The following is a 21,343-nucleotide window of genomic DNA, read 5'->3' as shown; positions in this document are numbered from 1 at the left end:
CGAGCTTCGAGATCCTCGTCCGTCCTGACTGACTGGAGAAATCAATGCACGCAGAAACCGCCGCCCGGCATGCGCACGCCCATGTCTTCCTGGGCGATGCGCATGATGCGCATGAGCGCCGCACCCGCTGGGTCGTAGCACTTACCGCCGCGATGATGGTGGTGGAGATCGTTGCCGGCTGGGCGACGGGTTCGATGGCATTGCTGGCAGACGGGATGCACATGGCCACCCATGCCGGCGCGCTTGGCGCCGCCGCGCTGGCCTATGCTTTCGCGCGTCGCCATGCCGAGGATCGCCGCTTCACCTTCGGCACGGGCAAGGTCGGCGATCTGGCCGGTTTCGCGAGCGCGCTCGTGCTGGCGATCATCGCGCTCGGCATCGGCATCGAGTCCTTCCAGCGGCTGCTCGTCCCGGCGCGGGTGGCCTATTCCGAGGCGCTGTGGATCGCCGTCCTCGGCCTCATCGTGAATCTGGCCAGCGCCTGGCTGCTCGGTGGGGGGCATCATCACCATCATGGCCATCATCATGATCATGGCCATGACCATCACGGCCATGATCATCATCACCATCACGACAATAATCTCCGTTCCGCCTATTTCCATGTCCTGGCGGACGCGCTGACCTCGCTGCTCGCCATCGGCGCGCTGCTGGCGGGGCGTTATCTCGGCTGGTCATGGATGGATGCGGCGATGGGCATCGTCGGCGCGGTGGTGATTGCGCGCTGGTCCTGGGGGCTGCTGCGCGATACCGGCGCGGTGCTGGTGGACGCATCCGCCAATCCCGGGCTGGAGGCGGAGATTCGCGAGGCGATCGAGGATGGGGATGCGCGGATCACCGATCTGCACGTCTGGCGCGTAGGCCCGGGCCGCTATGCCGCGATCATCTCGCTCGTCGCGGGCGAGCCGCTGTCGCCCGCCGAATATGCGCGCCGCGTCACCATCCATGAGGAGCTGGTGCATGTGACCGTCGAGCCGCATCGCTGCGAGGGGCATCACCCGCCCGTGCTGCGCGCGGCGTAATCAGTCAGACCAGGACGAACGCCCGGTTGGCCGCCACGCCCCCGGGGGCGGGCATGGCGGCCGGGGGGTGGCCACCACGCCCGGGGTTCTGGAGCGTGGTGGCCGGGGGAGGCGCCACGCCGAGGGGGTGGCGTGGCAGCCAGCGTCAGGGCCTAGAGGCCCATCTGGAGCGAGACGCGGAAGGCGACCGCGGCGCGGCCCTGCTGCTCCTCCGCATTGAATTCGCCGCCGATCGCGAAGCCCGCATTGCCGCCGATGAGGCGGAGCTTGCCGACCCAGCCATCGGTGCGGTCCTCCGGCAGCAGCGTGAAGGCCTGGCCATCCTCGAACCGGGCCGTCGTCCGTCCGAGCGAACCGCCGACGATCTGGCGGCGGCCGCCTTCCAGCTCGGCGCGGAACCAGCCTGATTCCATCTTTGCGTCCCCGAAGTTGAGGCCCGCGGCCATGGTGCCGGAAAGGGCGAGCTCGTCGCTGGTGCGTGAGGAGACGATCAGGTCGAACGCCTTGCCGCCGCCCGTCTCGCGATAGCCGTCTTCCTTCAGCCGATAATAGTCGACCGCCGCGACGGGGCGCAGGCTGATGCGACCGTAGCGCATTTCATAGGAGAGGCCGCCCGCGGCGGAGAGCAGCCGGCCGTTCCACGCGCCGTCCGCGACGCGGCTCACCTTCTCGCTCCCCGCCTGGCCCGTGAAGCTGCGCCGACTGTTGAATTCGATATGTGCAGCCGAGGCGCGGGCATGGGCGCTGAGCCCGCCCCAGCGGCCCCGCCAATAGGCGCCGACCTCATATTGATCCGACGCGACCTCGTTGGCGGTGCCGCCATCCTTGTCCTGGCCTGCGAGATAGGCGAGCGAAAGGCCGAAATTGCCGAGGCCGTCCGTCTTGATCTCGGCGCCGCCGGAGGCGCCCCAGCCGGCAATGTCATAGGCCGCCGTGTCGCCCAGATTCTTGGACGTGCCCCAGGCGACCTGCTGCAGCCAATAGCCCCATCGGCCCTGATCGCTGAACGGCCCGTTCGGATCGGCGAGCAGCCGGGCCGTGGCGCGCGATCCTTGCGTGACCGCCTCGAACGTGCCGCCGGCATGATCGGGCAGCATCTGGCGCAGCGTCCGGCGGAAGCGATCGCCCTCAATGATGTCGAGGAAGGCGGCGCCGACCTTCGCATCCTGGCCGAGCGCGGCATAGACGGCGTCGAACGCGCGCGACTGGGATCCGTTGAGGCCGAGCTCGCTTGTCGTCTTGCGCTTGATCTCCAGGCTGATCTCATTGGCGGCCGGGTTGGCGGCAAGGCTGCTCTTGTAGAGGAAGGGCAGCACGGTTTCGGCGCTGGCGAGGTTCGATCCGCCGGAGAGCGCGCCCGCGCGGACGATCACATAGCGTCCTTCCGACCGGCGGATGTCCGACAGCCGGACCGTCACCTTCGATCCCTCCGCGAAGCTTGCCGCGCCGCTCACCTGATAGAGGGTGCTGGCGCCGGTCGCGGCATCGATCGACACGCTCATCACACCCTTGGCGCCCAGGTTGAGCGTGGACAGTGCGACGGGGCCGCTGCCGGACAGATCGAGCGTTCCGTTCGCGACGTTCACCGCAAGACCGGTGCTGCCTGCCAGCGTGCCGCTGAAACGGGCGCCGTCGGCGAGCGTCAGGCTATCCGCGCCACCGCCGAAATCGGCCTTGCCGGAGAAGCTGCTCGTGCCGGAGAGCGCCATCATGTCGCTGCCCGCGCCGAAGACGACTTCGCCCGTATAGGCCGCGTCGCCGCTCAGCGTCAGCCGGTTGGCGCCCGCACCGAAGCGGGTGGTGCCGTTTACGCCGCCATCGGCGACGTCGAATATGTCATTGCCCCCGCCGAACAGGACATCGCCTAAGATGAGCGGCGCCGCGACCCCATCGGCCACCTTCGTCTGGCGCAGCGTGGCGCCGCCATTGTTCGCGCGCAGATCGATGGCAACGGCGCGGTCCGATCCCGCCGGCGCGCCTGCCGCGGAGATGAGGCCGCTATTTTCGACGAGGCCGAGCTTGCCGGAACGATCGACGATGGCGGCGGCGCTGCCATTGCCGCCAGCCGAGCTTGCCTTGATCTGGCCGCTGTTGCGGATCGTGCCGACCGTGGCGCCCGCCTCGATCAGGATCGCGCTGCTCCGCGCGGTGGCCGCGCTGCCGCCCGTGGCCGAGACGATGCCGCCGACCCTGATTTCGTTGACGGTCGCGCGGTCGCCGATGCGGATCGCGGTGGCGCTCGCGCCCGCCGAGCTGGCGCCGACCGTGCCGTTCACCATCATGCCGCCCGCGATCGTCACCGCTCCGCCGAGCCCGCCGATCGTCAGCGCATTGCCGTTCACATTATTGTAGACGCCGTTGCCCGAGATGGTGCCGTTGACGACCAGCCCATGGCCGGCGGCATTGCCGGCGAGCGCGCCGACCGTCACGTCCCGCCCGGCGGCGCCGATCTGCACGGCGGGCGCCGCGCCGGAAGAAGTGACGCTGGCCGATCCTTCCTTGGCATCCTCGATGCCGTCATTATCCTCGTCGGCCTTGTTGGGATCGCTGTCTTTGGGCGGTACGTCGAAGATGATGCCGCGCGCCACATCGCCCGCGATGCGCAGCGCCGGCCCGCCCTGGAGCAGATCGTCGGCGTCGAGCTTGGACTGATCCGACGGCGCCGTGGTCGAGCGATAGCCGGTGGCGCCGATGCCGCCCTGAACGATCAGCGTGCCGCCGATATTGCCGTCGAGCGCCGCGCCCACCGCATTGGCGCCCTGCGCCGAAATCAGGCCGCTCAGCCTGACGTCGCCGGTGACGTCGCCCGCGCGCACGCCATAGCTGTTATTGCCGGTGACGGAGATGCCGCCGCTGCTGTTGAGCGATCCGGCGAGCGGCCCGCCGAGCGCGATGCCGGCGGAGTCATTGCCCTCGATCGTGATCGTGCCGCTGTTCGTGATATTGCCGGTGAAGGCGCCGGCGGTGCGAATGCCGAAGCGGCGTGCGCCGTTCGCCAGCGGGCCATCCAGATCGCCATCCTTGTCGGTATCGGCCGGCGTGTAATTTTCGTCGAGGATGATCTTGCCGCTATTGCCGATCGTGCCCGCGACGCCGGCAGCGCCGAGAATGCCGGTCGCGTCATTGGCATCGCTGATCTGGATCGTGCCTTCATTGCCGACGCTGTTGGCGCTGTCGAGCGTGACGGCGATGCCGTTCGGCACGGCAATGATGCCCGCTGCCGTGATGCGGATATTGTCGCGCGTACCGGCATTGGCGGTGGACGTAGCGATGGGTGTGGTCCGCCGGCTGTCGATCACCGTTTCGGCACGGAGCGGTGCGGCGATGGCGAGAATGGCGAGGGGCGTGAGGCAGGTCGAGGCAAGCAAGCAACGCATCAAAAGAAATCCATCCCAGTGCTGCGGGGATGCGCTCACCTGTCGATGTGTCGCCCCCGTCCTTCTCCAGAACGGAGCCGTCACGGCATTGCCTTGGCCGTGGAGGAAGTTTTTTGGCGCGGCTTAAAAGCGGCGGTCGATCCCCAGCCGGATGGTGCGCGGGCGCAGCGGCGTGATCGCCTCCTTGCGCGAAAGATCGAACGGGCTGCCGAGCGCGAAGCGGTTGCCGACCGTGTCGAACAGGTTGGTGGCGCCGAGCGTGAGGCCGAGATCGGGCCGGCCGATCCTGAGCGTCAGCGCGCTATCGAGATAATCGCCCTGCGCTGCGCCGAGCACCGGGCCGACGCCGAGCCGCGACTTGCCGACATAGCGGGCCGAGGCGGAGAGGCGCATGTCGAGCGCATCCGACAGCATCGCGCGATAATCGAGCCCCGCCCGTGCGGCGAGCTGGGCGACATTGGGCAGGTGGGAGAGGGTGGCGAGCGTCGCCAGCCTGAAGGCCGGGGTCGGGTCCGTCAGCTTGCCCTCGTTGAGGACGGCGGCAAGCTCCAGGCCCAGATTGGGGAGCGGACGCCAGCCCGCCCGCGCGTCGAGGGAATAGATGCGGCCATTGCCGATATTGGCGGTGGTCGGCAGGCCCGATCCGTCCACGAAATCGGCCTGGACATTGTTCCAGCGCGTATAGGCCATCGATGCGGCGAAATCGAAACGGCTGCGGCCCGGCGCGCCATAGCGGACGCCGCTTTCCAAGGTCGCGATGCTGTCGTTGCGGAAACGCCGGACGAAATCGTCGCTGATCGCGAGTCCGCCCGGCCGAAATCCCTTCTGATAACGGCCGAAGAAGATCAGCCCGGGCAGCGCATGAGCGGAAATGGCGAAGGAGGGGAGCAGTATCGTCTCGCGCCGATCGGCCTGTACGCCCGCGCGCGTTAAAGCGATTTCCGGCGCCACGTCGAGGCCGGCGCCCGACAGGCGGGCATGGGTGATCCGCCCGCCGCCGGTGAGCGCCAGGCCGGGGCGAAGCGCGACGGTTGCCTCGCCATAGAGCGTCAGTTCGTCGATTTCGTTACGCACGCCGGTGGCGGGGCGGGGGCGGCCGATGGAGCCGAGCGAGCGGGTCAGCCGCGCGCTATTATGGATGAAGCTGGTGCCGACGACCCAGCCGAGGCCGTCCTGCATCGCGCGCGACAGGCGGTTCTCGGTGGAGACGAGGCTGGTGCGGTTGCGTTGGCGGAACAGGCTCGGCGGCCCGTCCGGCTGGGTCGCGTCATAGCTTTCGGACAGGCGCTGGCGGACGATGCCGGTGGAGGAGCGGAAGATAAGATCGTCCCATGTGCCGGTCACGACCAGATCGCCGAGTGCATAGCGGCTGTGGAAATCCTGCGCGACGAGGCTTTCGCGCGAAAGGGACGGCCCGTCGAGATCGGCATATTGGCTGTCCTCGCCGTTGATCCGCTGGAATGTGCCGCCTATGTCGATCGTCCAGCTTTCCCCCGCCAGCGCGCGCAGTGTCGCGCGGCCGCCCAGCGTGCGCGTGCGATTGATATCGTCGAGCCCGCGCGCGCGATCGTCGATATAGCCGCCGTCCGACACGGCATAGCCGACCGCGCGCAGGCCGATTCTCTCGTGCAGGAGGGGAAGGTTCAGCATCGCCCCCGCATCGCCGCTTTCGGCGCCATGGGCGGTGGTGGCGATGCCGGCGGAAAGCGTGGCCGCGAAGCGATCCGGATCGGGATCGTTGCGCCGGACGCGGATGATCCCGCCGAGCGAGCCCGCGCCGTAGAGCGTGCCCTGCGGCCCTTCCAGCACCTCGACCGACGCCACGTCATAGAGGCGCAGATCGGGATCGGGCGCATTATAGTTGAGCCGCATGTCGCCCAGATATTGGCCGACCGTCGCCTGTGTCGGCCCGGTGAAGCTGGAATCGGCGATGCCGCGGATGAACAGCTTGTTCCGTCCCGCGCCGAGATGCGTGGAGGAGACGCTTGCCAGACGGCGGGAAATGGCCTCCGTCCCGCCTTCGCCACCGAAGACGAGCGCGTTTCCGTCGATCAGGTTGACGACGCCGGGATAGTCGCCGAGCCGCATGTCCCGCTTGCTTGCCGTCACCACGATTTCAGTGGCCGGCGCGTCCTCCGTCGGGGGCGGGGCAGGGTGAGGGGCGGGACGGAGGCGGGGCGGGGGTGGCGGCTGCCGCATCACGCGCCAGACCCCGGGGGCGATTGCCGCGAAGGTCGCGCCGCTGCCGTCGAGCATGCGCCGCAGCGCGTCCGCCACCGACAGATGCCCGCGCACCGCCGGCACGCGCTGTCGCCACAGCCCCGCATCGGCGACGCTGATGCTGACGCCCGTCTGGCGACCGAGCGCTACCATCGCCTCGCGCATCGGGCCCGCGGGCAGGTCGATAGGCTGGCGCACCTCCGCCTGCGCCGCTGGCGCGAGAGGCAGGAGGATGGCGGCGATCAGGAATCGATCAGGGCTGCGCACGGGTCCGGGCGGTCAAGGTCCAGCCTTGCTGGTCCCGCTTCACATCCACGTCAAGCAGCGGACCGAGCTGCGCGAGGAGGCGGTCGCGATCGCGATCGAGCATGATGATCCCGCGAAAGGGCCGGGCCGCCACCTCGGGCGAGGCGGCGACGCGTAAGCCCAGATTGCGCGACAGATCGGATGCGACCGATGCGAGCGGCGCACCGTCATAGACGAGCCGCCCCTGCCGCCAGCCCGCCATGTCGGCCGGTGCGGTGGAGCCCAGCACGACATGATCCTCCCCATCGACTGCGCGCAGCGTCCTGCCGGCATCGAGCCTGACGGCCTCTCCGTCTGGATTGTAGAGCACGGCGCCTTCGGCCACCGCCACCTGCGTCACGCCTGCCTCGCGCAGGACGTTGAAGATGGTGCCGACGTCGCGGAGCGTCGCGTCGCCCGTCTTCACCACGAAGGGGTTGTCTGCGTCATGCGTCACGGTGAACGCCGCCTCGCCATGATCGAGCAGCGCAAGCCGGCTATCCTCGCGATCGAGCCTGAGCCGCGTGCCGCCGTTCATCTCGATCCGCGTGCCGTCCGCGAGCGTCACGGTGCGATGCACGCCGGGTGGCGTCTCGACGGCATAGGGGGAGGAGCCGGGCCCCAGCAGGCCATAGCTCGTGATGGCGAGCAGCGCCGCCGCCGTCGCCAGCCCGATCGCGGAACGCCGCCCGATCCGGCGGCGTGGCGTGATGGCCTCGGCCCGTCGCACGATGGGGGCAGGCGAGGGCGCGGTGAAGAGCGCTGCGCTCCGTTCGTCGGCGGCGGCCATCGCATGATAGATGGCGGCATGTTCGGGATCGGCCGCAAGCCAGTCGGCAAACGCCTCCCATTCGTCGAACGCGGGTTCGCGCTGCCGGATCAGCCAATCCAGCGCCTGTTCCTCGATATTGTCCCGCGGCTGCGACATCATGACCTTCCCACTGTCAGGACGGAGCCAGGCTGGCTATGCCTCATCGAAATCTTTCTGCAGATCGATCATCGCGCGATAGCTTTTGCGCAAATCGCTCTCCACGGTGCTGAGGCTCACGCCCATTTCGGCCGCGATCTGGCGCTGGCTGGCGCCATCGATGCGATGGCGGCGAAAGATGGCGGCAGCGCGCGCGCCCAGCGTCGCTAGCCTCTGTTCCGCGATGCGAAGCTGCTCGCGGGCGATCATCGCGCGCTCGCCGGAGGGTTCGTCCGAAATGCCGGGCACGGTCGCGCCATTGGCGTCGCTCCAGTCGCGTTCGCGCCGCGCCGTATATTGGGCGGAACGATAGCGATCGAGCATCAGATTGTTCGCGGCGCGATAGAGATAGGATAGCGGCTGCGCGATCGGGCCGGGCTGTGCCGCCGCGATGCGCAGCCACAGTTCCTGCAACAAATCCTCCGCCTGATCGCCGCCCCCATGCGCGATGATGAAGCGAAGCAGTCTGGCGCGATTGGCCAGGAACAGGGCTTCGAGACCGGCTTGCGTCATTCCTCTCTATATCCGCCCGTCTTCGGCAGCGCGTTCGCCCGGCCGCGATCCTTCCTAACCTATGTGATGGGATGCCGGCCCGCGCGCCGCAAGGGACGGCGACGATCGTCCGCCTATTTCCTCACCCAGGCGCGCGCGCCGCCGATCCAGGTTTCCAATATCTTTGTCTGGCGGATCTCGGCGGGACCGGCGGCGAGGGGATCGCGATCGAGCAGGATGAAATCCGCATCATGGCCGGGCTCGAGCGTGCCCAGCCGATCCTCGGCAAAGCTCGCATAGGCGCCGCCCAGCGTGAAGGCGGCGAGCGCTTCCTCGATCGTCAGCCGTTCCGCCGGATGCCAGCCGCCCATGGGCTGGCCGTTCGCATCCTCGCGGCTGATCGCGGTCGCGAGGCCGGCAAAGGGATCGGGGCTTTCCACCGGATAGTCGGATCCGAAGGCGAGCCTTGCCCCCGCCTTCAGCATCGATTTCCAGGCATAGGCGCCGGCCAGCCGGTCCGTGCCCAGCCGCGCCTCGGCCATCAACCGGTCGGATGTCTGATGGACGGGCTGCATCGAGGCGATGATGCCGTTGCGGCCGAAGCGCGGCAGGTCCGCCGGATCGGCGATCTGGGCATGTTCGATCCGCCAGCGGCGATCGCCCTTGTAAGTGTCGGAAAGCTCTTCCACCGCAGCCAGCGCCTGCGCATTGGCGGCATCCCCGATCGCATGGATCGCCACCTGGAACCCGTCCATCGCGGCGCGGCTCATCAGGTTGCGAACCTTGGCGTCGTCCAGAAATTGCAGGCCCTTCTGCCCCGTCGCATCGGCATAAGGCTGTTTCAGCCAGGCGCCTCGCGAGCCGAGCGCGCCATCGGCGAAGAGCTTGACGCCCACCATGCGCAGATGGCCGTCATAGAGCCAGGGTGTGGGCCCCGTGCCCGCGATCGACAGCAATGGATCGATCCCGAACGCATAAGCGAGGATGCGCAGCCGCAGCCGGCCCGCATCGCCCATGCGGCGCATCACGCTCCAATCGTCCACACTGGTGCCCATATCGGCGGTCGCGGTGATGCCGTAGCCGAGCAATATCTCCTGTGCCTTGGCAAGCGCGGCGTCGCGCTCGCGGGGCAGCGGCTTGGGCACGGCGGCGCGGATCAGCTCCTGCGCGGCATCGACGAACACGCCCGTCGGATTGCCCTTCGCGTCGCGCTCGATCCGTCCCCCGGCTGGGTCGGGGGTCTTGGCCGTAATGCCGGCGGCAGCGATCGCCGCGCTGTTGGCGAGGATCGCATGGCCGTCGATACGGGCGAGGACGACCGGGCGGTCGCGCACCACCGCATCGATATCGGCGGCGGTCGGGAAGCGGCCGAGGCTCCATTTTTCCTGATTCCAGCCGCCCCCCTGAATCCAGACCGGCGTAGGCCGGGCGGCGGCATAGGCGGCGAGCTTTTCCTGCGCCTGGGCGAGCGATCCGGTATCGGACAGGTCGAGCTGGAGCGCCTGATAACCCAGCGCCATCACATGGCCATGCGCGTCGATCAGGCCGGGGATCAGCGTGCGACCCTGTCCGTCGAGACGGAAATCGAGCTTCTCGGGGCGCTTGTCGCGCCGGTCGAGCAGCTTCGCGACCTTGCCCTTGCCGTCGATCAGCAGGCCGTTGAAGCGTTCCAGCCGGCCCTTGGCATCGAGCGTATAGCCGTTGACATTGTCGATCAGCCCATCGGCATGAGCAGGCGTCGCCAGGAACAGCGCGGCGAGCGCCGCCGGAGTTTGCCGCTGGAAGACGGACCGAATGAGGCGTTTCATCGCGGCAGGCGCCGGACGAGCGAGGAGGTATCCTGCCGGCTGCCGCCCATCCGCTGCACCTCGGCATAGAATTGATCGACCAGCGCGGTCAGCGGCAGCAGCGCGCCGTTGTTGCGTGCTTCCTCCAGCGCAAGGCCGAGATCCTTGCGCATCCAGTCGACCGCGAAGCCGAAATCGAAACTGTCCTCGGCCATGCTCTGCCAGCGGTTGAGCATCTGCCAGCTCGCCGCCGCCCCGCCCGAGACCGCCTCGAACACCTTGTCCGTATCGAGCTCCGAAGCCTGGGCGAAACGCAGCGCTTCGGATAGGCCCTGGAGCACGCCGGCAATGGCGATCTGGTTCACCATCTTGGCCTGCTGGCCCGCGCCGGCCCCGCCGATATGGACGATGCGCGCCGAATAGGCCTCCATCAGCGGCCGGGCGGTCGCGACGGCCGCGTCGCTGCCGCCGCACATCACCGAGAGCTTGCCATTCTCCGCGCCCGCCTGCCCGCCGGAAACGGGCGCATCGACCACCAGCAGCCCGCGTGCCTCGCCTTCCGCCGCCAGTCGCCGGGCGATCTTCGCCGAAACGGTCGTATGGTCCACGAACAGCGCGCCCGGCCGCATCGTCACGAAGGCGCCCTCCGCGCCCAGCGTCACGGCCTCCAGATCGGCATCCGCGCCGACGCAGGAAAGGACGGCGTCGGCATCTTTGGCGGCCTCGGCCGGCGTAGCCGCCCAGCGCCCGCCATGTTGCGCCACCCAGGCTTCCGCCTTGGATGATGTGCGGTTGTAGACGGTGACGTGATGACCGGCCCCTGCCAGGTGCCGCGCGATGGGGGCGCCCATGACGCCGAGCCCGATAAAGCTGACCTTTGCCATGGCGACAGCGCATAGGCAGGAATTGCGATCCGCGCCATCCCTTCGGTGGGGCAAGGCCGGGGTTCAAAAGACGCGTGCCTTCCGCTACGGAGGCGCCACCATGGCAACCTTGCAGAAATCCGTCGGCGCATCGCGCGTCCCTGTTTCCATCGAAGATGTGCGTGCGGCGCATGGCCGCATTGCCGGATCGATCGTGCGCACGCCGACGCTGCTCAGCAAGACGCTGTCGCAACTGACGGGCGCCACCGTCTATCTGAAGTTCGAAAATCTCCAGTTCACCGCCGCCTATAAGGAACGCGGCGCGCTCAACAAATTGCTCCAGCTGGGCGAGGCGGAGCGCGCGCGCGGCGTGATCGCGGCGTCGGCCGGAAATCATGCGCAGGGCCTGGCCTATCATGGCGCGCGGCTCGGCATCCCTGTGACGATCGTCATGCCCAAGCTCACGCCCACCGTGAAGGTGCAGCAGACGGAGGGGCATGGCGCGCGCGTGATCCTGTTTGGCGAGCGGTTCGACGATGCCCATGCCCATGCGATGATCCTCGCCGAGCAGGAAGGGCTCACCTTCGTCCATCCCTTCGACGATCCCTATATCATCGCCGGGCAGGGCACGGTGGCGCTCGAAATGCTGGAAGATGTGCCGGAGATCGACATGCTCGCCGTGCCGATCGGTGGCGGCGGGCTGATCTCGGGCTCCTTGGTGGTCGCCAAGGCGCAGGATCATGAGGTCGGCGTCGTCGGCGTCCAGGCGGAGCTTTATCCGTCCATGTATGCCAAGATCAACGGCGTGACGCTCTCTTGCGAGGGCGACACGCTGGCCGAGGGCATCGCCGTCAAGCAGCCGGGCGCGCTCACCTCCGAGATCGTGCGCGAGCTGGTCGACGATATCGTTCTGGTCGCCGAGCGCGATCTTGAACAGGCGCTGGCGCTGCTGCTTCAGATCGAGAAGACAGTCGTGGAAGGCGCGGGCGCGGCCGGCCTTGCCGCGCTGCTCGCCCATCCGCAGCGCTTCGCGGGACGCACCGTGGGCGTAATCCTGTGCGGCGGCAATATCGATACGCGCCTGCTCGCCAATGTGCTGCTGCGCGATCTCGCCCGCTCGGGCCGCCTCGCGCGGCTGCGTCTCCGGCTGCAGGATCGCCCCGGCGCGCTGTTCAACGTTGCCCGCGTGTTCGACGAGCAGCAGGTCAACATCATCGAAATCTATCATCAGCGCGTCTTCACCACGCTGCCCGCCAAGGGGCTGATCACCGACATCGAATGCGAGACCCGCGACCGGGCGCATCTCGATCGGCTGGTCGAGGCTCTGGGCCGGGAAGGCTATGAGGTGACACCCGTGGAACTCGCCTGAGTTTTTACCATCTATTTCTTGGTGAACGGCCTTTTCATACTCCCCAGCTATAGCCATAATCGGCTGATTGGGGGGTAGGGCAGAGGACGGGATCGCCGGTGACCGCGCAGTTCAGATTCCCGCGCTTTTTCGTGACGACTCCGTCGCCATGCCCCTATCTGCCGGGCAAGACGGAACGGAAGGTCTTCACGGAGCTATCGGGCCCGCATGCGGGCGAGCTTAACGACGCATTGGGGCGAATCGGCTTTCGCCGCAGCCAGGGCGTCGCCTATCGGCCGAGCTGTTCCGAATGTCAGGCCTGCGTCTCGGTCCGCGTCCTGTCGCAGGAGTTTCGGCCGAACGCCAGCCAGCGCAAGCTGCTGCGCCGCCATTCCGATCTGGTCGTCACCGCCTGCAAGCCCTGGACCACCGAGGAGCAGTTCGCGCTGCTGCGCCGCTATCTCGCCGCACGCCATCCCGGTGGCGGCATGGCGGACATGGACGAGATGGATTTCGCCGACATGGTCGAGCAGACCCCGGTCAACACCTATGTCGTCGAATATCGCGAGCCTTCGGTGAACGGCCGCCCGGGCCGGCTGGTCGGCGCCTGCTTGACCGACCATCAGTCCGACGGGCTGTCGATGGTCTACAGCTTCTTCGAGCCGAACGATCCGAAACGTCCGGGGCTCGGTACCTTCATCATCGTCGATCATATCGTCCGCGCCGCCGCGGCGAAGCTGCCCTATGTCTATCTCGGCTATTGGGTGAAGGGATCGGCGCGGATGCAGTATAAGGTCCGCTTCAAGCCGATCGAGCGGCTCGGGCCGGGAGGCTGGCGCCGCTTCGATCCGGCGATCGACGAGGCGGTCGAAGCGCCACCGCTGGGCTCCGCCAAATTCCCTACTTTCCGCTAAGGGCTGGCGGCTGAAGGCTGGCCGCTGAGGAGCGGGATCAGCCCTTATTCCCTGTTATAGTCGGCACCGCTCGAGTGCTGAGTTCCGCCATGAAGGGAGGATCGGGGATGGTGGCGCGCGATTCCTGGAGCAGCATCGACCAGCGCGCGGAAAGATCGCGGAAATAAATATCGTCCGTCTCGATCCGCCGACGGATCACGGGGCGGCTTCTGTCCGTCGGGATGGCGATCAGGTCGAGCGGCAGCCCGACCGACAGGTTCGAGCGGATCGTCGAATCGAAGGAGATCAGCGCCACCTTCATCGCCTCGTCGAGCGGCGTGTCATAACGCAGCGCGCGATCGAGAATCGGCTTGCCATATTGAGTCGCGCCGATCTGGAGGAAGGGGCAGTCGGGCAGGCATTCGATGAAATTGCCCGCTTCATAGACCAGATAGAGCGCCAGCGGACTATTGCCGATCCTGCCGCCGACCAGGAAGGCGATGCCGGCATCGACATTGGCGGAATGGAGCGCCGGGCCGAGCTCGCGCCCGACGCCCATCACCGCTTCTCCCACCAATTGGGCCGCGCGGAACATGGTCGGCACGTCGCTCATCCGGCGCGGGGGATCACCCACCTCGAGCGGCGGCAACCCCTCGCCGAGCTGCCCCAGCACCGATTGGGCGATCGAAAGATTGCCCGCGCTGGCGCAGACGATCAGCCGATCCTCGCTCTCCGCCAATATGTGCAGCTTCCGATAGACGGAGATATTGTCGATGCCGGCATTGGTGCGCGTGTCGGCGACCATGATCAGCCCGTCACGGACGAGTATGCCGACACAATAGGTCATGGCGCGCCGGCCTCAGCTCTGTGTCTGTATCTGCGTCTGCGATAGGCCGACGCGGACGCCGATCTCCAGCAATTCATGCCCGCCGCCGACACGCTGCCCGGAAACGGGCGCGGCGTCGCGATAGTCGAGCCCGGTCGCGACGCGCACATAGGCATCGTGCGGGCAGATGTCATTGGCGGGATCGAAGGCGATCCAGCCATAATCCTCGACATAGGCCTCCGCCCAGCCATGGGCGCTGTTATATTCCGCAGCCTCCGTTTCCGGGCGGTAGAAATGGCCCGAGACATAGCGCGCCGGAAAGCCGATCAGGCGCGCCGCGGCGATGAAGACATGGGCGAAATCGCGGCACACCCCATTGCCCGCCTCGAACGTCTCGGCGGCGGTGCGATCGGCGCTGTCGTGTCGCGGGCCGAATTGCAGATATTCGTAAAGCGCGTGGTTCAGCCGATGGATGCGATCGAGCGCGTTCCCGCCTGCAGCTTCGATGCCATGCGCGAAATCCCGGATCGCGGAGCAAGGCGCGGTGAGTGCGGTCGTCTGGGTGAAGAAGACCGGCGGGAGCGGCTCGGGCGTGCCGGAAACCAGCCCCGCGCGATCGATCGTCAGCACTTCGCCCGTCACGGTCAGGCCGATCCGCTCGATCGGGCCATCGACATAGAGCATCGTCACTTCATTGCCATAGCCGTCGCGCGAGCGTTTCAGCCGCGCGTCGCAGGCCACGTCGATATGCCAGTCGACGACATTCTGGCCCTCATGGCTGCCCGGCGTCAGCCGGAGGAGCTGGACTACGCGCTGCTGCGGTTCGCTGAAGCGATATTCGGTGCGATGATGGACGAAGAGGCGCATGTCCGCATTTTACCCGAAACGGAACTGCTTGCCGATGGCGCGATCGAGTCGCGCATTTTCGACGATGAAGCTGGTCAGATATTCGTGCAGCCCGCGCCCGAATATACCGTCGATCGAGGCGCGGCCGAGCATCATGTGGCGCTGGCGGGCGAGCCGGTCCGCCTCGCCCTGAAGCCCGGTGCGCTTGCCGATATAGCCGAGATGGGTGACGACCTCCTCCGACGAGGCGAGCAGCGAGCGGGGCAGTTCCGGCCGCAGGATCAGCAGGTCCGCCACCAGCCAGGGTTTCAGCCCGTCGCGATAGAGCCAGCGATAGGCGGTATTGGCGGAGACGGTGTGCAGGATCGTCGTCCACTGGTCGCGATCGACCAGCCCGCCGACCTTCTCCCCTTCGGGCAGCAGCAGATGATATTTCACGTCGATCAGCCGGGCCGTATTGTCCGCACGCTCGATCGCGGCGCCCAGGCTGATGAAGCTATAGGCCTCGTTGCGCAGCATCCGGTGCAGCGCGCCCTCGAAGCCACGCGCCTCGGCGCGGATCGATTCGACCAGCGCCAGCGTCGCCTGGCTGCCGCCTGTGTTCACGCGGCCGCGCAGGCCCAGCCAGGCACGGTTGATCGCTTCCCAGGCATCGCGCGAAAGCGCGGTGCGCACCGCCCGGGCATTGGAGCGCGCCGCATCCAGGCAGGATCGGATCGAGCTGGGATTGGCTTGGGACAAGGTCAGATAGCGGCTGACATTGGCGGGCGTCTTGGGCTCGCCCGTGGCGTTGAACTCATGATCGGCCGCGGCCACGAGCAGCGCGCTTTCCCAGGCGGCCTGGCCTGCCGGGCGGGGGGAGAGCGCGTCGAGCCGGACGGTCGCCTCGATCAGCCGCGCGGTGAATTCGGCCCGCTCGACATAGCGGCCGATCCAGTAGAGCGAGGTTGCCGTGCGTGAGAGCATCAGCCTTGCCCTCCCGCCGCATCTTCCGCCGTTTCACGGAGGATCAGGCTGTCCTTGGTGCCGCCGCCCTGGCTGGAATTCACCACCAGCGATCCTTCGCGCAGCGCGACGCGGGTGAGCCCGCCCGGGACGATCTGAACCCCTTCCGCGCCGGATAGGACGAAGGGCCGGAAATCGACATGGCGCGGCGCCACACCCTTTTCGGTGAGCGTCGGCACGGTGGAAAGCGCGAGCGTCGGCTGGGCGATATAGCGATGTGGCTCGGCGATCAGCGCGGCGCGGAAATTCTCGATCTGCTGCTTCGTCGCGGTGGGTCCCACGAGCATGCCATAGCCGCCCGATCCGTCGACCAGCTTGACGACCAGCTTCTCCAGATTGTCGAGCGTATATTTGAGAGCCTCGGGCTCACGGCAGCGCCACGTCTCGACATTGGGCAGCTTGGCCTCGCCGCCCGAATAATAGCGAACGATCTCGGGCATGTAGCTGTAGATCGCCTTGTCGTCGGCGATGCCCGTGCCGGGCGCATTCACCAGCGCGACATTGCCGGCCAGATAGGCCGCGATCAGCCCCGGCACGCCGAGCATCGAATCCGGGCGGAAGATCAGAGGATCGATATAATCATCGTCGATCCGGCGGTAGATCACGTCTACCTTCACGCGGCCCTCGATCGTCCGCATCCAGACGAAATCGTCGTCCACCTCCAGATCGGCCGCCTCGACCAGCTCGATCCCCATCGAATCGGCAAGGAAGCTGTGCTCGTAAAAGGCCGAATTGAAATGGCCGGGGGTCAGCAGCACGCAGACCGGCTGGCTGCGGGCGCCGTTGGGCGCCACCGAGCACATCGTCTCAAGCAGCATGTCGGTATAATTATCGACATGGCGGACGCGGAACTTCTCGAACAGTTCGGGGCAGAGGCGCAGCATCGCCTCGCGATTTTCGAGCATGTAGGACACGCCCGACGGCGTGCGCGCATTATCCTCGAGAACGAAAAAATCTTTTGGTCCGGTCCGGACCAGATCGATGCCGCAAATATGGGCGAAGATGCCGTGGGGTGGCCGCTGCCCGGCCAATATGCCGCGAAATTGGGGATTTGCGAGGATCAGTTCGGGTGGGAGGACGCCGTCGTCCAAAATCTTCCGTTCACCATAAATGTCCGCAAGGAAGGCATTGATCGCCTCGACCCGCTGCACGAGCCCTTCGGATAGATGCGCCCATTCCTTCGCGGTGAAGATGCGGGGCACGATGTCGAAGGGGATGATCCGCTCGGAACTCTCCTCTTCGCCATAGACGGCGAAGGTGATGCCAAGTTGTCGGAAGGCAGCCTCCGCCGCCTGCTGCCGCCGTTCCAGCTCGGCGGGAGGTGTATTCCTTATCCAGTCGGCCAATTCGGTGAATTCGGGGCGTCCGCCATGGCCTTCGTCCATCCCCCAGATCTCGTCGAAAGCGCGGTTGGCTGACATTAGGCTCCTTTGGATAGGCCGGAGTGACTGGGGGAGACTGCAATTCTTTATGGAGCCGCACAAGGGGGCAGCGCGGCGGATCTGCAACTCTTTCGCCGGATTCTTGCCGGAACGAAAAAGTCTGGGCGGGCCAATGGAAAGGGCATCCGTTGAACGGGCTCAGAGCATGGATGCGGAGGCGCAGGAGGTGGCGATGCTCTCAAGAGTCAGGAAGGATGGGATGCAGGCATTTCTCACCCGCAGACGAGCCGCTATGTTCGATGCCATGAGTGCGAAAGCTGGAGTTCCTTCGACCATCCGCATTGCTGCTGCGCTACTGTGCAATGAGCATGATCATACGCTCCTGGTGCGGAAGCGCGGCACCACAGCCTTCATGCAGCCCGGAGGCAAGATCGAGCGGGATGAGGAGCCCCTTGCCGCCCTTGTCCGCGAATTGCAGGAGGAGTTGGGCCTTGTCGTTCATCCCTCCGAGCCCGTCCATATCGGCCGCTTCACGGCGCCTGCCGCGAACGAGCCTGGCTGGACCGTAGAGGCCGAAGTCTTCCGGATCGATATCGCGGAGGAGGTGAAGCCGGCGGCCGAGATCGAGGAAATTGCCTGGATAGAGCCATCCTCCACCATCGGCCTGAGCTTGGCACCGCTGACACGGAACCACGTTCTGCCGCTTCACATGGCCTTGCGGAATCGCCGGGATTTGTAGCTGGAATCTCGCCTTTGCGCGGCCTGCGCCGCATCCGTCCAGAATGGCTGATGTGGATCGGAGTTTGTCGTTGGTGCGCTGTATGTCTAGGGCGTCTGGCCAGATAGGGGAAACGGAGCCTGGTCGGTCATTTGCGGTTATCGGCAGCGAAATGCCATAGGAGGCCGCCCGAGCTATCGCCCCTACAGCCTATCCCGATTGCTGCGGCGCGCGATCAGGCGACGCGCGCGGGGGCGACTTCCTCGGCGTCGCGGAGCACATAGCCGCGGCCCCAGACCGTCTCGATATAATTTTCGCCCTCGCAGGCGAGGCTCAGCTTCTTGCGGAGCTTGCAGATGAAGACGTCGATGATCTTCAGTTCCGGCTCGTCCATCCCGCCATAAAGATGGTTCAGGAACATTTCCTTGGTGAGCGTGGTGCCCTTGCGCAGCGAGAGCAGCTCGAGCATCGCATATTCCTTGCCCGTCAGGTGCACGCGCGCGCCATCGACCTCGACCGTCTTGGCGTCGAGATTGACCGCGAGCTTGCCGGTGCGGATCACCGACTGGCTATGGCCCTTCGAGCGGCGGATGATCGCATGGATGCGGGCGATCAGCTCCTCGCGATGGAAGGGCTTGGTGAGATAGTCGTCCGCGCCGAAGCCGAGCGCACGCACCTTGGAATCCATCTCGGAAATGCCCGACAGGATCATCACCGGCGTCTGCACGCGCGCGACGCGCAGCTTCTTCAGCACGTCATAGCCGTGCATGTCCGGCAGATTGAGGTCGAGCGCGATCAGATCATAGTCATAGAGCTTGCCCAGATCGAGGCCTTCTTCCCCCAGATCCGTCGTATAGACGTTGAATCCCTCGGCGGTGAGCATCAGTTCGATGCTCTTCGCAGTCGTGGGCTCGTCCTCGATCAGCAGCACGCGCATGGCTAGACCTTTCTACCAGGGCGGTCGCCGGCACGAGCGCCGACATCCAAGGTACGACGTAATTACGTTAATCATCAACGTAAAAGGTTAAGCCGATCTTAAGCGAGCCCGACTCCCATTTCTCACCTCGGGCAGGACGTTTCATCAAAGTCATGATCTTTCCGGTCACGGAGGAAAGGGCGGTTCCGGCCACGCGCATTGCGCGAAACCATGCGCCGTGACATGGCCGGCCGATGCTGAGCGACCATGTCCTGTTCATCGATGCCGAGGCGATGGTGATCGACAAGCCGGCCGGATTGCCGGTCACGCCGGGCCGTGACGGGGGCCTGAGCCTTGAAAACCATCTCGATTCGCTGCGCTTCGGATTTCAGCGCTGGCCGAGCGCGGTGCACCGGCTCGATCGCGATACGTCGGGCTGCCTGCTGCTCGCGCGCAATCCCAAGACGCATCGCCGCTTCGCCGCCGCATTCGAGGCCGGGCTGGTCGAGAAGGATTATGTCGCGGTGGTGGATGGCGTGCCGGAGGGGGAGGGTGGCCTGATCGACATGCCGCTCGCCAAGATCAGCAGTCGGGAGGATGGCTGGCGAATCGTACCCGATGCGAAGGGCAAGCCGGCGCGCACGGCCTGGCGGCGGCTGGCGGTGGCAGATGGCCGCGCGCTGATCCACTTCGCGCCGGAAACGGGGCGGACGCATCAGCTTCGTGTCCATGCCGCGAGCGGGCTGGGTTTCCCTATAGCGGGCGATCCCGTCTATGGCCGGCGGGGTGGAGCGATGCTGCTCCATGCCCGATGCCTGCTGCTGCCGCGTGGCACCAAGCCGCCGATCCGCGCGGTGGCACCGCTACCGGCGTCTTTCCTGGCGCTCGGCTTCGACGAGGCGATGATCGGCGATGCGCAGCCCTGAGCCGCCGCCTTTGCCGGAAGAGGCGCTGGAGGAGCGTTTCCTCGCGGCCACCGGCCCGGGCGGGCAGAATGTCAACAAGGTGGCGACGGCGGTGCAGATCCGCCTCGACGTCTATGCGCTCCGGCTGCATCCGGCGGTGTTCGCGCGGCTGAAGGCGCTGGCCGGCAGCCGGATGACGGCCGATGGCGCGATCGTGGTGACGGCGCGCCGTTTTCGCACGCGCGAGGCCAATCGCGTCGATGCGCGGCTCAGGCTGGCGGAGCTGGTGGCCGAAGCCCATATCGCGCCCGTGCGGCGGGTGAAGACCAGGCCGAGCAAGGCCGCCAAGGCACGCCGGGTGGAAGCCAAGGCGGCACGTGGCGCGGTCAAGCGCGGGCGCAGCCGCCCGATCCTGGATTAGGAGTATTCGAAATGTATGCCTTCGCCGTCGAAACGGGCGCCGACAAGCCGGCGCTCTATCACGATCTTCATCAGGCGCTCGACGCGCTGACCGCAGGCGAGCCGGACGCGATCGCCAACATGGCCAATGCCGCCGCGCTGCTGTGGCAATATCTGCCGGATCTCAACTGGGCGGGCTTCTACCGGGCCGATGATGACGGCCTGGTGCTCGGCCCCTTCCAGGGCAAGGCGGCCTGTATCCGCATAGCCTATGGCAAGGGCGTATGCGGCACGGCGGCGGCGACGCTGGAGGCGCAGTGCATCGCCGACGTCAATGCCTTTCCGGGCCATATCGCCTGCGACGCGGCATCGGCGTCCGAGCTGGTCGTGCCGATCGTGGTGGATGGCGCGCTGGTCGGCGTGCTCGATCTCGACAGCCCGACGCCCGGCCGTTTCGATGCGGAGGATGTGGCAGGCTGCACCGCGCTGATGGCGCTGCTCGGGCCTCGCATCGCCGGCGCTTAGAGCATTTTCAAGTCAGGCGGAATCGCCTGGCGACTCGGAAAATGCGGGCAACAAAGGAGAATTGGAGCATGCTGTGATTAGATCTAATCACAACATGCTCTAGCTCAGCAGGTCGAGCGCCTCGTCGCTCATCGATCCGGGCACGATCATCACCGGGCAGGGCATCTGCCCGGCCTCGGCTCCGGCGAAGTGGGAGACGAGCGGGCCGGGGCCGCCGGTCGCCGGCGCGCCGAGCACCAGCGCCGCCACGCCGGGCGAGGCCTTCAATATCTCGCGCACCACCGCCACGGGCTCGCCCTGCCGCACGGTGATCGAGGGACGCAGCCCCGTTTCCTCGATCAGCTCGCCCGCCACCTGCGTCACCAGCGCTTCGGCGCGAAGCTGCGCTTCTTCTTCCATCGCCGCCTGCACGCCGCCCCATTGGACGAATTCGGCCGGCGGCACGAGCGCCACGATCTGCACCGCGCCGCCGGTCTTCGCCGCGCGCCGCGCCGCGAAGCGCAGCGCCACGCGTGCCTCGTCACTATCGTCGATTACGACGAGATAAGTACGCATATTCTTCTTCCCCTG

Annotated in this window: 19 protein-coding genes; 7 read left to right on the top strand and 12 right to left on the bottom strand. The window is 66.7% G+C overall.

Features of this window, described 5'->3' with window-relative positions:
• Positions 1 to 44 precede the first annotated feature (44 nt).
• A complete protein-coding gene (dmeF, locus tag CLG96_RS16095) occupies positions 45 to 1,019 on the top strand; it encodes a CDF family Co(II)/Ni(II) efflux transporter DmeF (RefSeq protein ID WP_107969433.1) in 975 nt (324 codons plus the stop codon).
• A 152-nt stretch (positions 1,020 to 1,171) separates the two neighbouring features.
• Here dmeF and CLG96_RS16090 read toward each other — a convergent pair whose 3' ends face one another.
• The 6 genes from CLG96_RS16090 to CLG96_RS16065 all read right to left on the bottom strand — a co-directional run bounded on the left by CLG96_RS16090 (position 1,172) and on the right by CLG96_RS16065 (position 11,031).
• The gene (locus CLG96_RS16090; RefSeq protein WP_107969431.1) at positions 1,172 to 4,396 is read right to left on the bottom strand and encodes an autotransporter outer membrane beta-barrel domain-containing protein; all 3,225 of its coding nucleotides are present in this window, start codon (positions 4,394 to 4,396) and stop codon (positions 1,172 to 1,174) included.
• A gap of 123 nt (positions 4,397 to 4,519) precedes the next feature.
• Positions 4,520 to 6,883 carry a TonB-dependent receptor gene (locus CLG96_RS16085; protein ID WP_243395825.1) on the bottom strand — a complete coding sequence of 788 codons (2,364 nt, stop codon included), beginning with the start codon at positions 6,881 to 6,883 and terminating at the stop codon, positions 4,520 to 4,522.
• Positions 6,870 to 7,832, bottom strand: coding sequence for a FecR family protein (locus tag CLG96_RS16080; protein ID WP_243395824.1), 963 nt, complete (start codon positions 7,830 to 7,832; stop codon positions 6,870 to 6,872). Before CLG96_RS16080 ends, CLG96_RS16085 begins: the two co-directional genes overlap by 14 nt.
• A 33-nt stretch (positions 7,833 to 7,865) precedes the next feature.
• Positions 7,866 to 8,381, bottom strand: a complete 516-nt coding sequence (locus CLG96_RS16075) for an RNA polymerase sigma factor (protein WP_107969428.1) — start codon at positions 8,379 to 8,381, stop codon at positions 7,866 to 7,868.
• Between the two features lie 113 nt (positions 8,382 to 8,494).
• Positions 8,495 to 10,168: an amidohydrolase gene (locus tag CLG96_RS16070; RefSeq protein ID WP_107969425.1), complete on the bottom strand. Its 1,674-nt coding sequence runs from the start codon at positions 10,166 to 10,168 to the stop codon at positions 8,495 to 8,497.
• A complete protein-coding gene (locus CLG96_RS16065) occupies positions 10,165 to 11,031 on the bottom strand; it encodes an NAD(P)-dependent oxidoreductase (RefSeq protein ID WP_107969423.1) in 867 nt (288 codons plus the stop codon). Before CLG96_RS16065 ends, CLG96_RS16070 begins: the two co-directional genes overlap by 4 nt.
• Before the next feature lie 100 nt (positions 11,032 to 11,131).
• On the opposite strand from CLG96_RS16065, the gene CLG96_RS16060 reads away from it, so the two are divergent.
• The gene (locus CLG96_RS16060) at positions 11,132 to 12,379 is read left to right on the top strand and encodes a threonine ammonia-lyase (RefSeq protein ID WP_107969421.1); all 1,248 of its coding nucleotides are present in this window, start codon (positions 11,132 to 11,134) and stop codon (positions 12,377 to 12,379) included.
• A gap of 98 nt (positions 12,380 to 12,477) precedes the next feature.
• The gene (locus tag CLG96_RS16055) at positions 12,478 to 13,272 is read left to right on the top strand and encodes an arginyltransferase (RefSeq protein ID WP_107969419.1); all 795 of its coding nucleotides are present in this window, start codon (positions 12,478 to 12,480) and stop codon (positions 13,270 to 13,272) included.
• Between the two features lie 37 nt (positions 13,273 to 13,309).
• Here the strand turns inward: CLG96_RS16055 and CLG96_RS16050 are convergent, their stop codons facing one another.
• Genes CLG96_RS16050 through CLG96_RS16035 form a run of 4 tightly spaced genes read right to left on the bottom strand, consistent with a single transcriptional unit; the run spans position 13,310 to position 17,349 of the window.
• Entirely contained in the window at positions 13,310 to 14,098 is a 789-nt protein-coding gene (locus CLG96_RS16050) for a proteasome-type protease (protein WP_107969417.1), read from the bottom strand.
• A 12-nt stretch (positions 14,099 to 14,110) separates the two neighbouring features.
• Positions 14,111 to 14,944: a transglutaminase family protein gene (locus tag CLG96_RS16045; protein ID WP_107969415.1), complete on the bottom strand. Its 834-nt coding sequence runs from the start codon at positions 14,942 to 14,944 to the stop codon at positions 14,111 to 14,113.
• A gap of 9 nt (positions 14,945 to 14,953) precedes the next feature.
• On the bottom strand, positions 14,954 to 15,889 hold the full coding sequence (locus CLG96_RS16040) for an alpha-E domain-containing protein (RefSeq protein WP_107969413.1): 936 nt from the start codon (positions 15,887 to 15,889) through the stop codon (positions 14,954 to 14,956).
• On the bottom strand, positions 15,889 to 17,349 hold the full coding sequence (locus tag CLG96_RS16035; protein ID WP_107969411.1) for a circularly permuted type 2 ATP-grasp protein: 1,461 nt from the start codon (positions 17,347 to 17,349) through the stop codon (positions 15,889 to 15,891). The genes CLG96_RS16040 and CLG96_RS16035 overlap by 1 nt, the downstream gene beginning before the upstream one ends.
• A gap of 166 nt (positions 17,350 to 17,515) precedes the next feature.
• Between CLG96_RS16035 and CLG96_RS16030 the strand changes: the two genes are divergently transcribed.
• A complete protein-coding gene (locus tag CLG96_RS16030) occupies positions 17,516 to 18,049 on the top strand; it encodes an NUDIX hydrolase (RefSeq protein ID WP_243395823.1) in 534 nt (177 codons plus the stop codon).
• Positions 18,050 to 18,263: 214 nt separating this feature from the next.
• Here CLG96_RS16030 and ctrA read toward each other — a convergent pair whose 3' ends face one another.
• Entirely contained in the window at positions 18,264 to 18,965 is a 702-nt protein-coding gene (gene ctrA / locus CLG96_RS16025) for a response regulator transcription factor CtrA (protein ID WP_107969409.1), read from the bottom strand.
• Positions 18,966 to 19,198: 233 nt separating this feature from the next.
• Here ctrA and CLG96_RS16020 point away from each other — a divergent pair, with 233 nt between their 5' ends.
• From CLG96_RS16020 to CLG96_RS16010, 3 genes are read left to right on the top strand one after another with little or no spacing between them, the layout of a single operon-like run.
• Positions 19,199 to 19,870, top strand: coding sequence for an RluA family pseudouridine synthase (locus CLG96_RS16020; protein ID WP_107969406.1), 672 nt, complete (start codon positions 19,199 to 19,201; stop codon positions 19,868 to 19,870).
• A complete protein-coding gene (arfB, locus tag CLG96_RS16015; protein ID WP_107969405.1) occupies positions 19,857 to 20,270 on the top strand; it encodes an alternative ribosome rescue aminoacyl-tRNA hydrolase ArfB in 414 nt (137 codons plus the stop codon). The genes CLG96_RS16020 and arfB overlap by 14 nt, the downstream gene beginning before the upstream one ends.
• Before the next feature lie 11 nt (positions 20,271 to 20,281).
• On the top strand, positions 20,282 to 20,773 hold the full coding sequence (locus CLG96_RS16010) for a GAF domain-containing protein (RefSeq protein ID WP_107969403.1): 492 nt from the start codon (positions 20,282 to 20,284) through the stop codon (positions 20,771 to 20,773).
• Positions 20,774 to 20,872: 99 nt separating this feature from the next.
• On the opposite strand, the gene CLG96_RS16005 is transcribed toward CLG96_RS16010, so the two are convergent.
• Positions 20,873 to 21,328: a universal stress protein gene (locus tag CLG96_RS16005; RefSeq protein ID WP_107969401.1), complete on the bottom strand. Its 456-nt coding sequence runs from the start codon at positions 21,326 to 21,328 to the stop codon at positions 20,873 to 20,875.
• Positions 21,329 to 21,343 lie beyond the last annotated feature (15 nt).

The organism is Sphingomonas oleivorans (genome assembly GCF_003050615.1).
In the GTDB taxonomy this organism is placed as follows: domain Bacteria; phylum Pseudomonadota; class Alphaproteobacteria; order Sphingomonadales; family Sphingomonadaceae; genus Sphingomonas_H; species Sphingomonas_H oleivorans.
The sequence above is the reverse complement of the archived record's forward strand: the minus strand, read 5'-3'. Positions and strand labels throughout refer to the sequence as shown.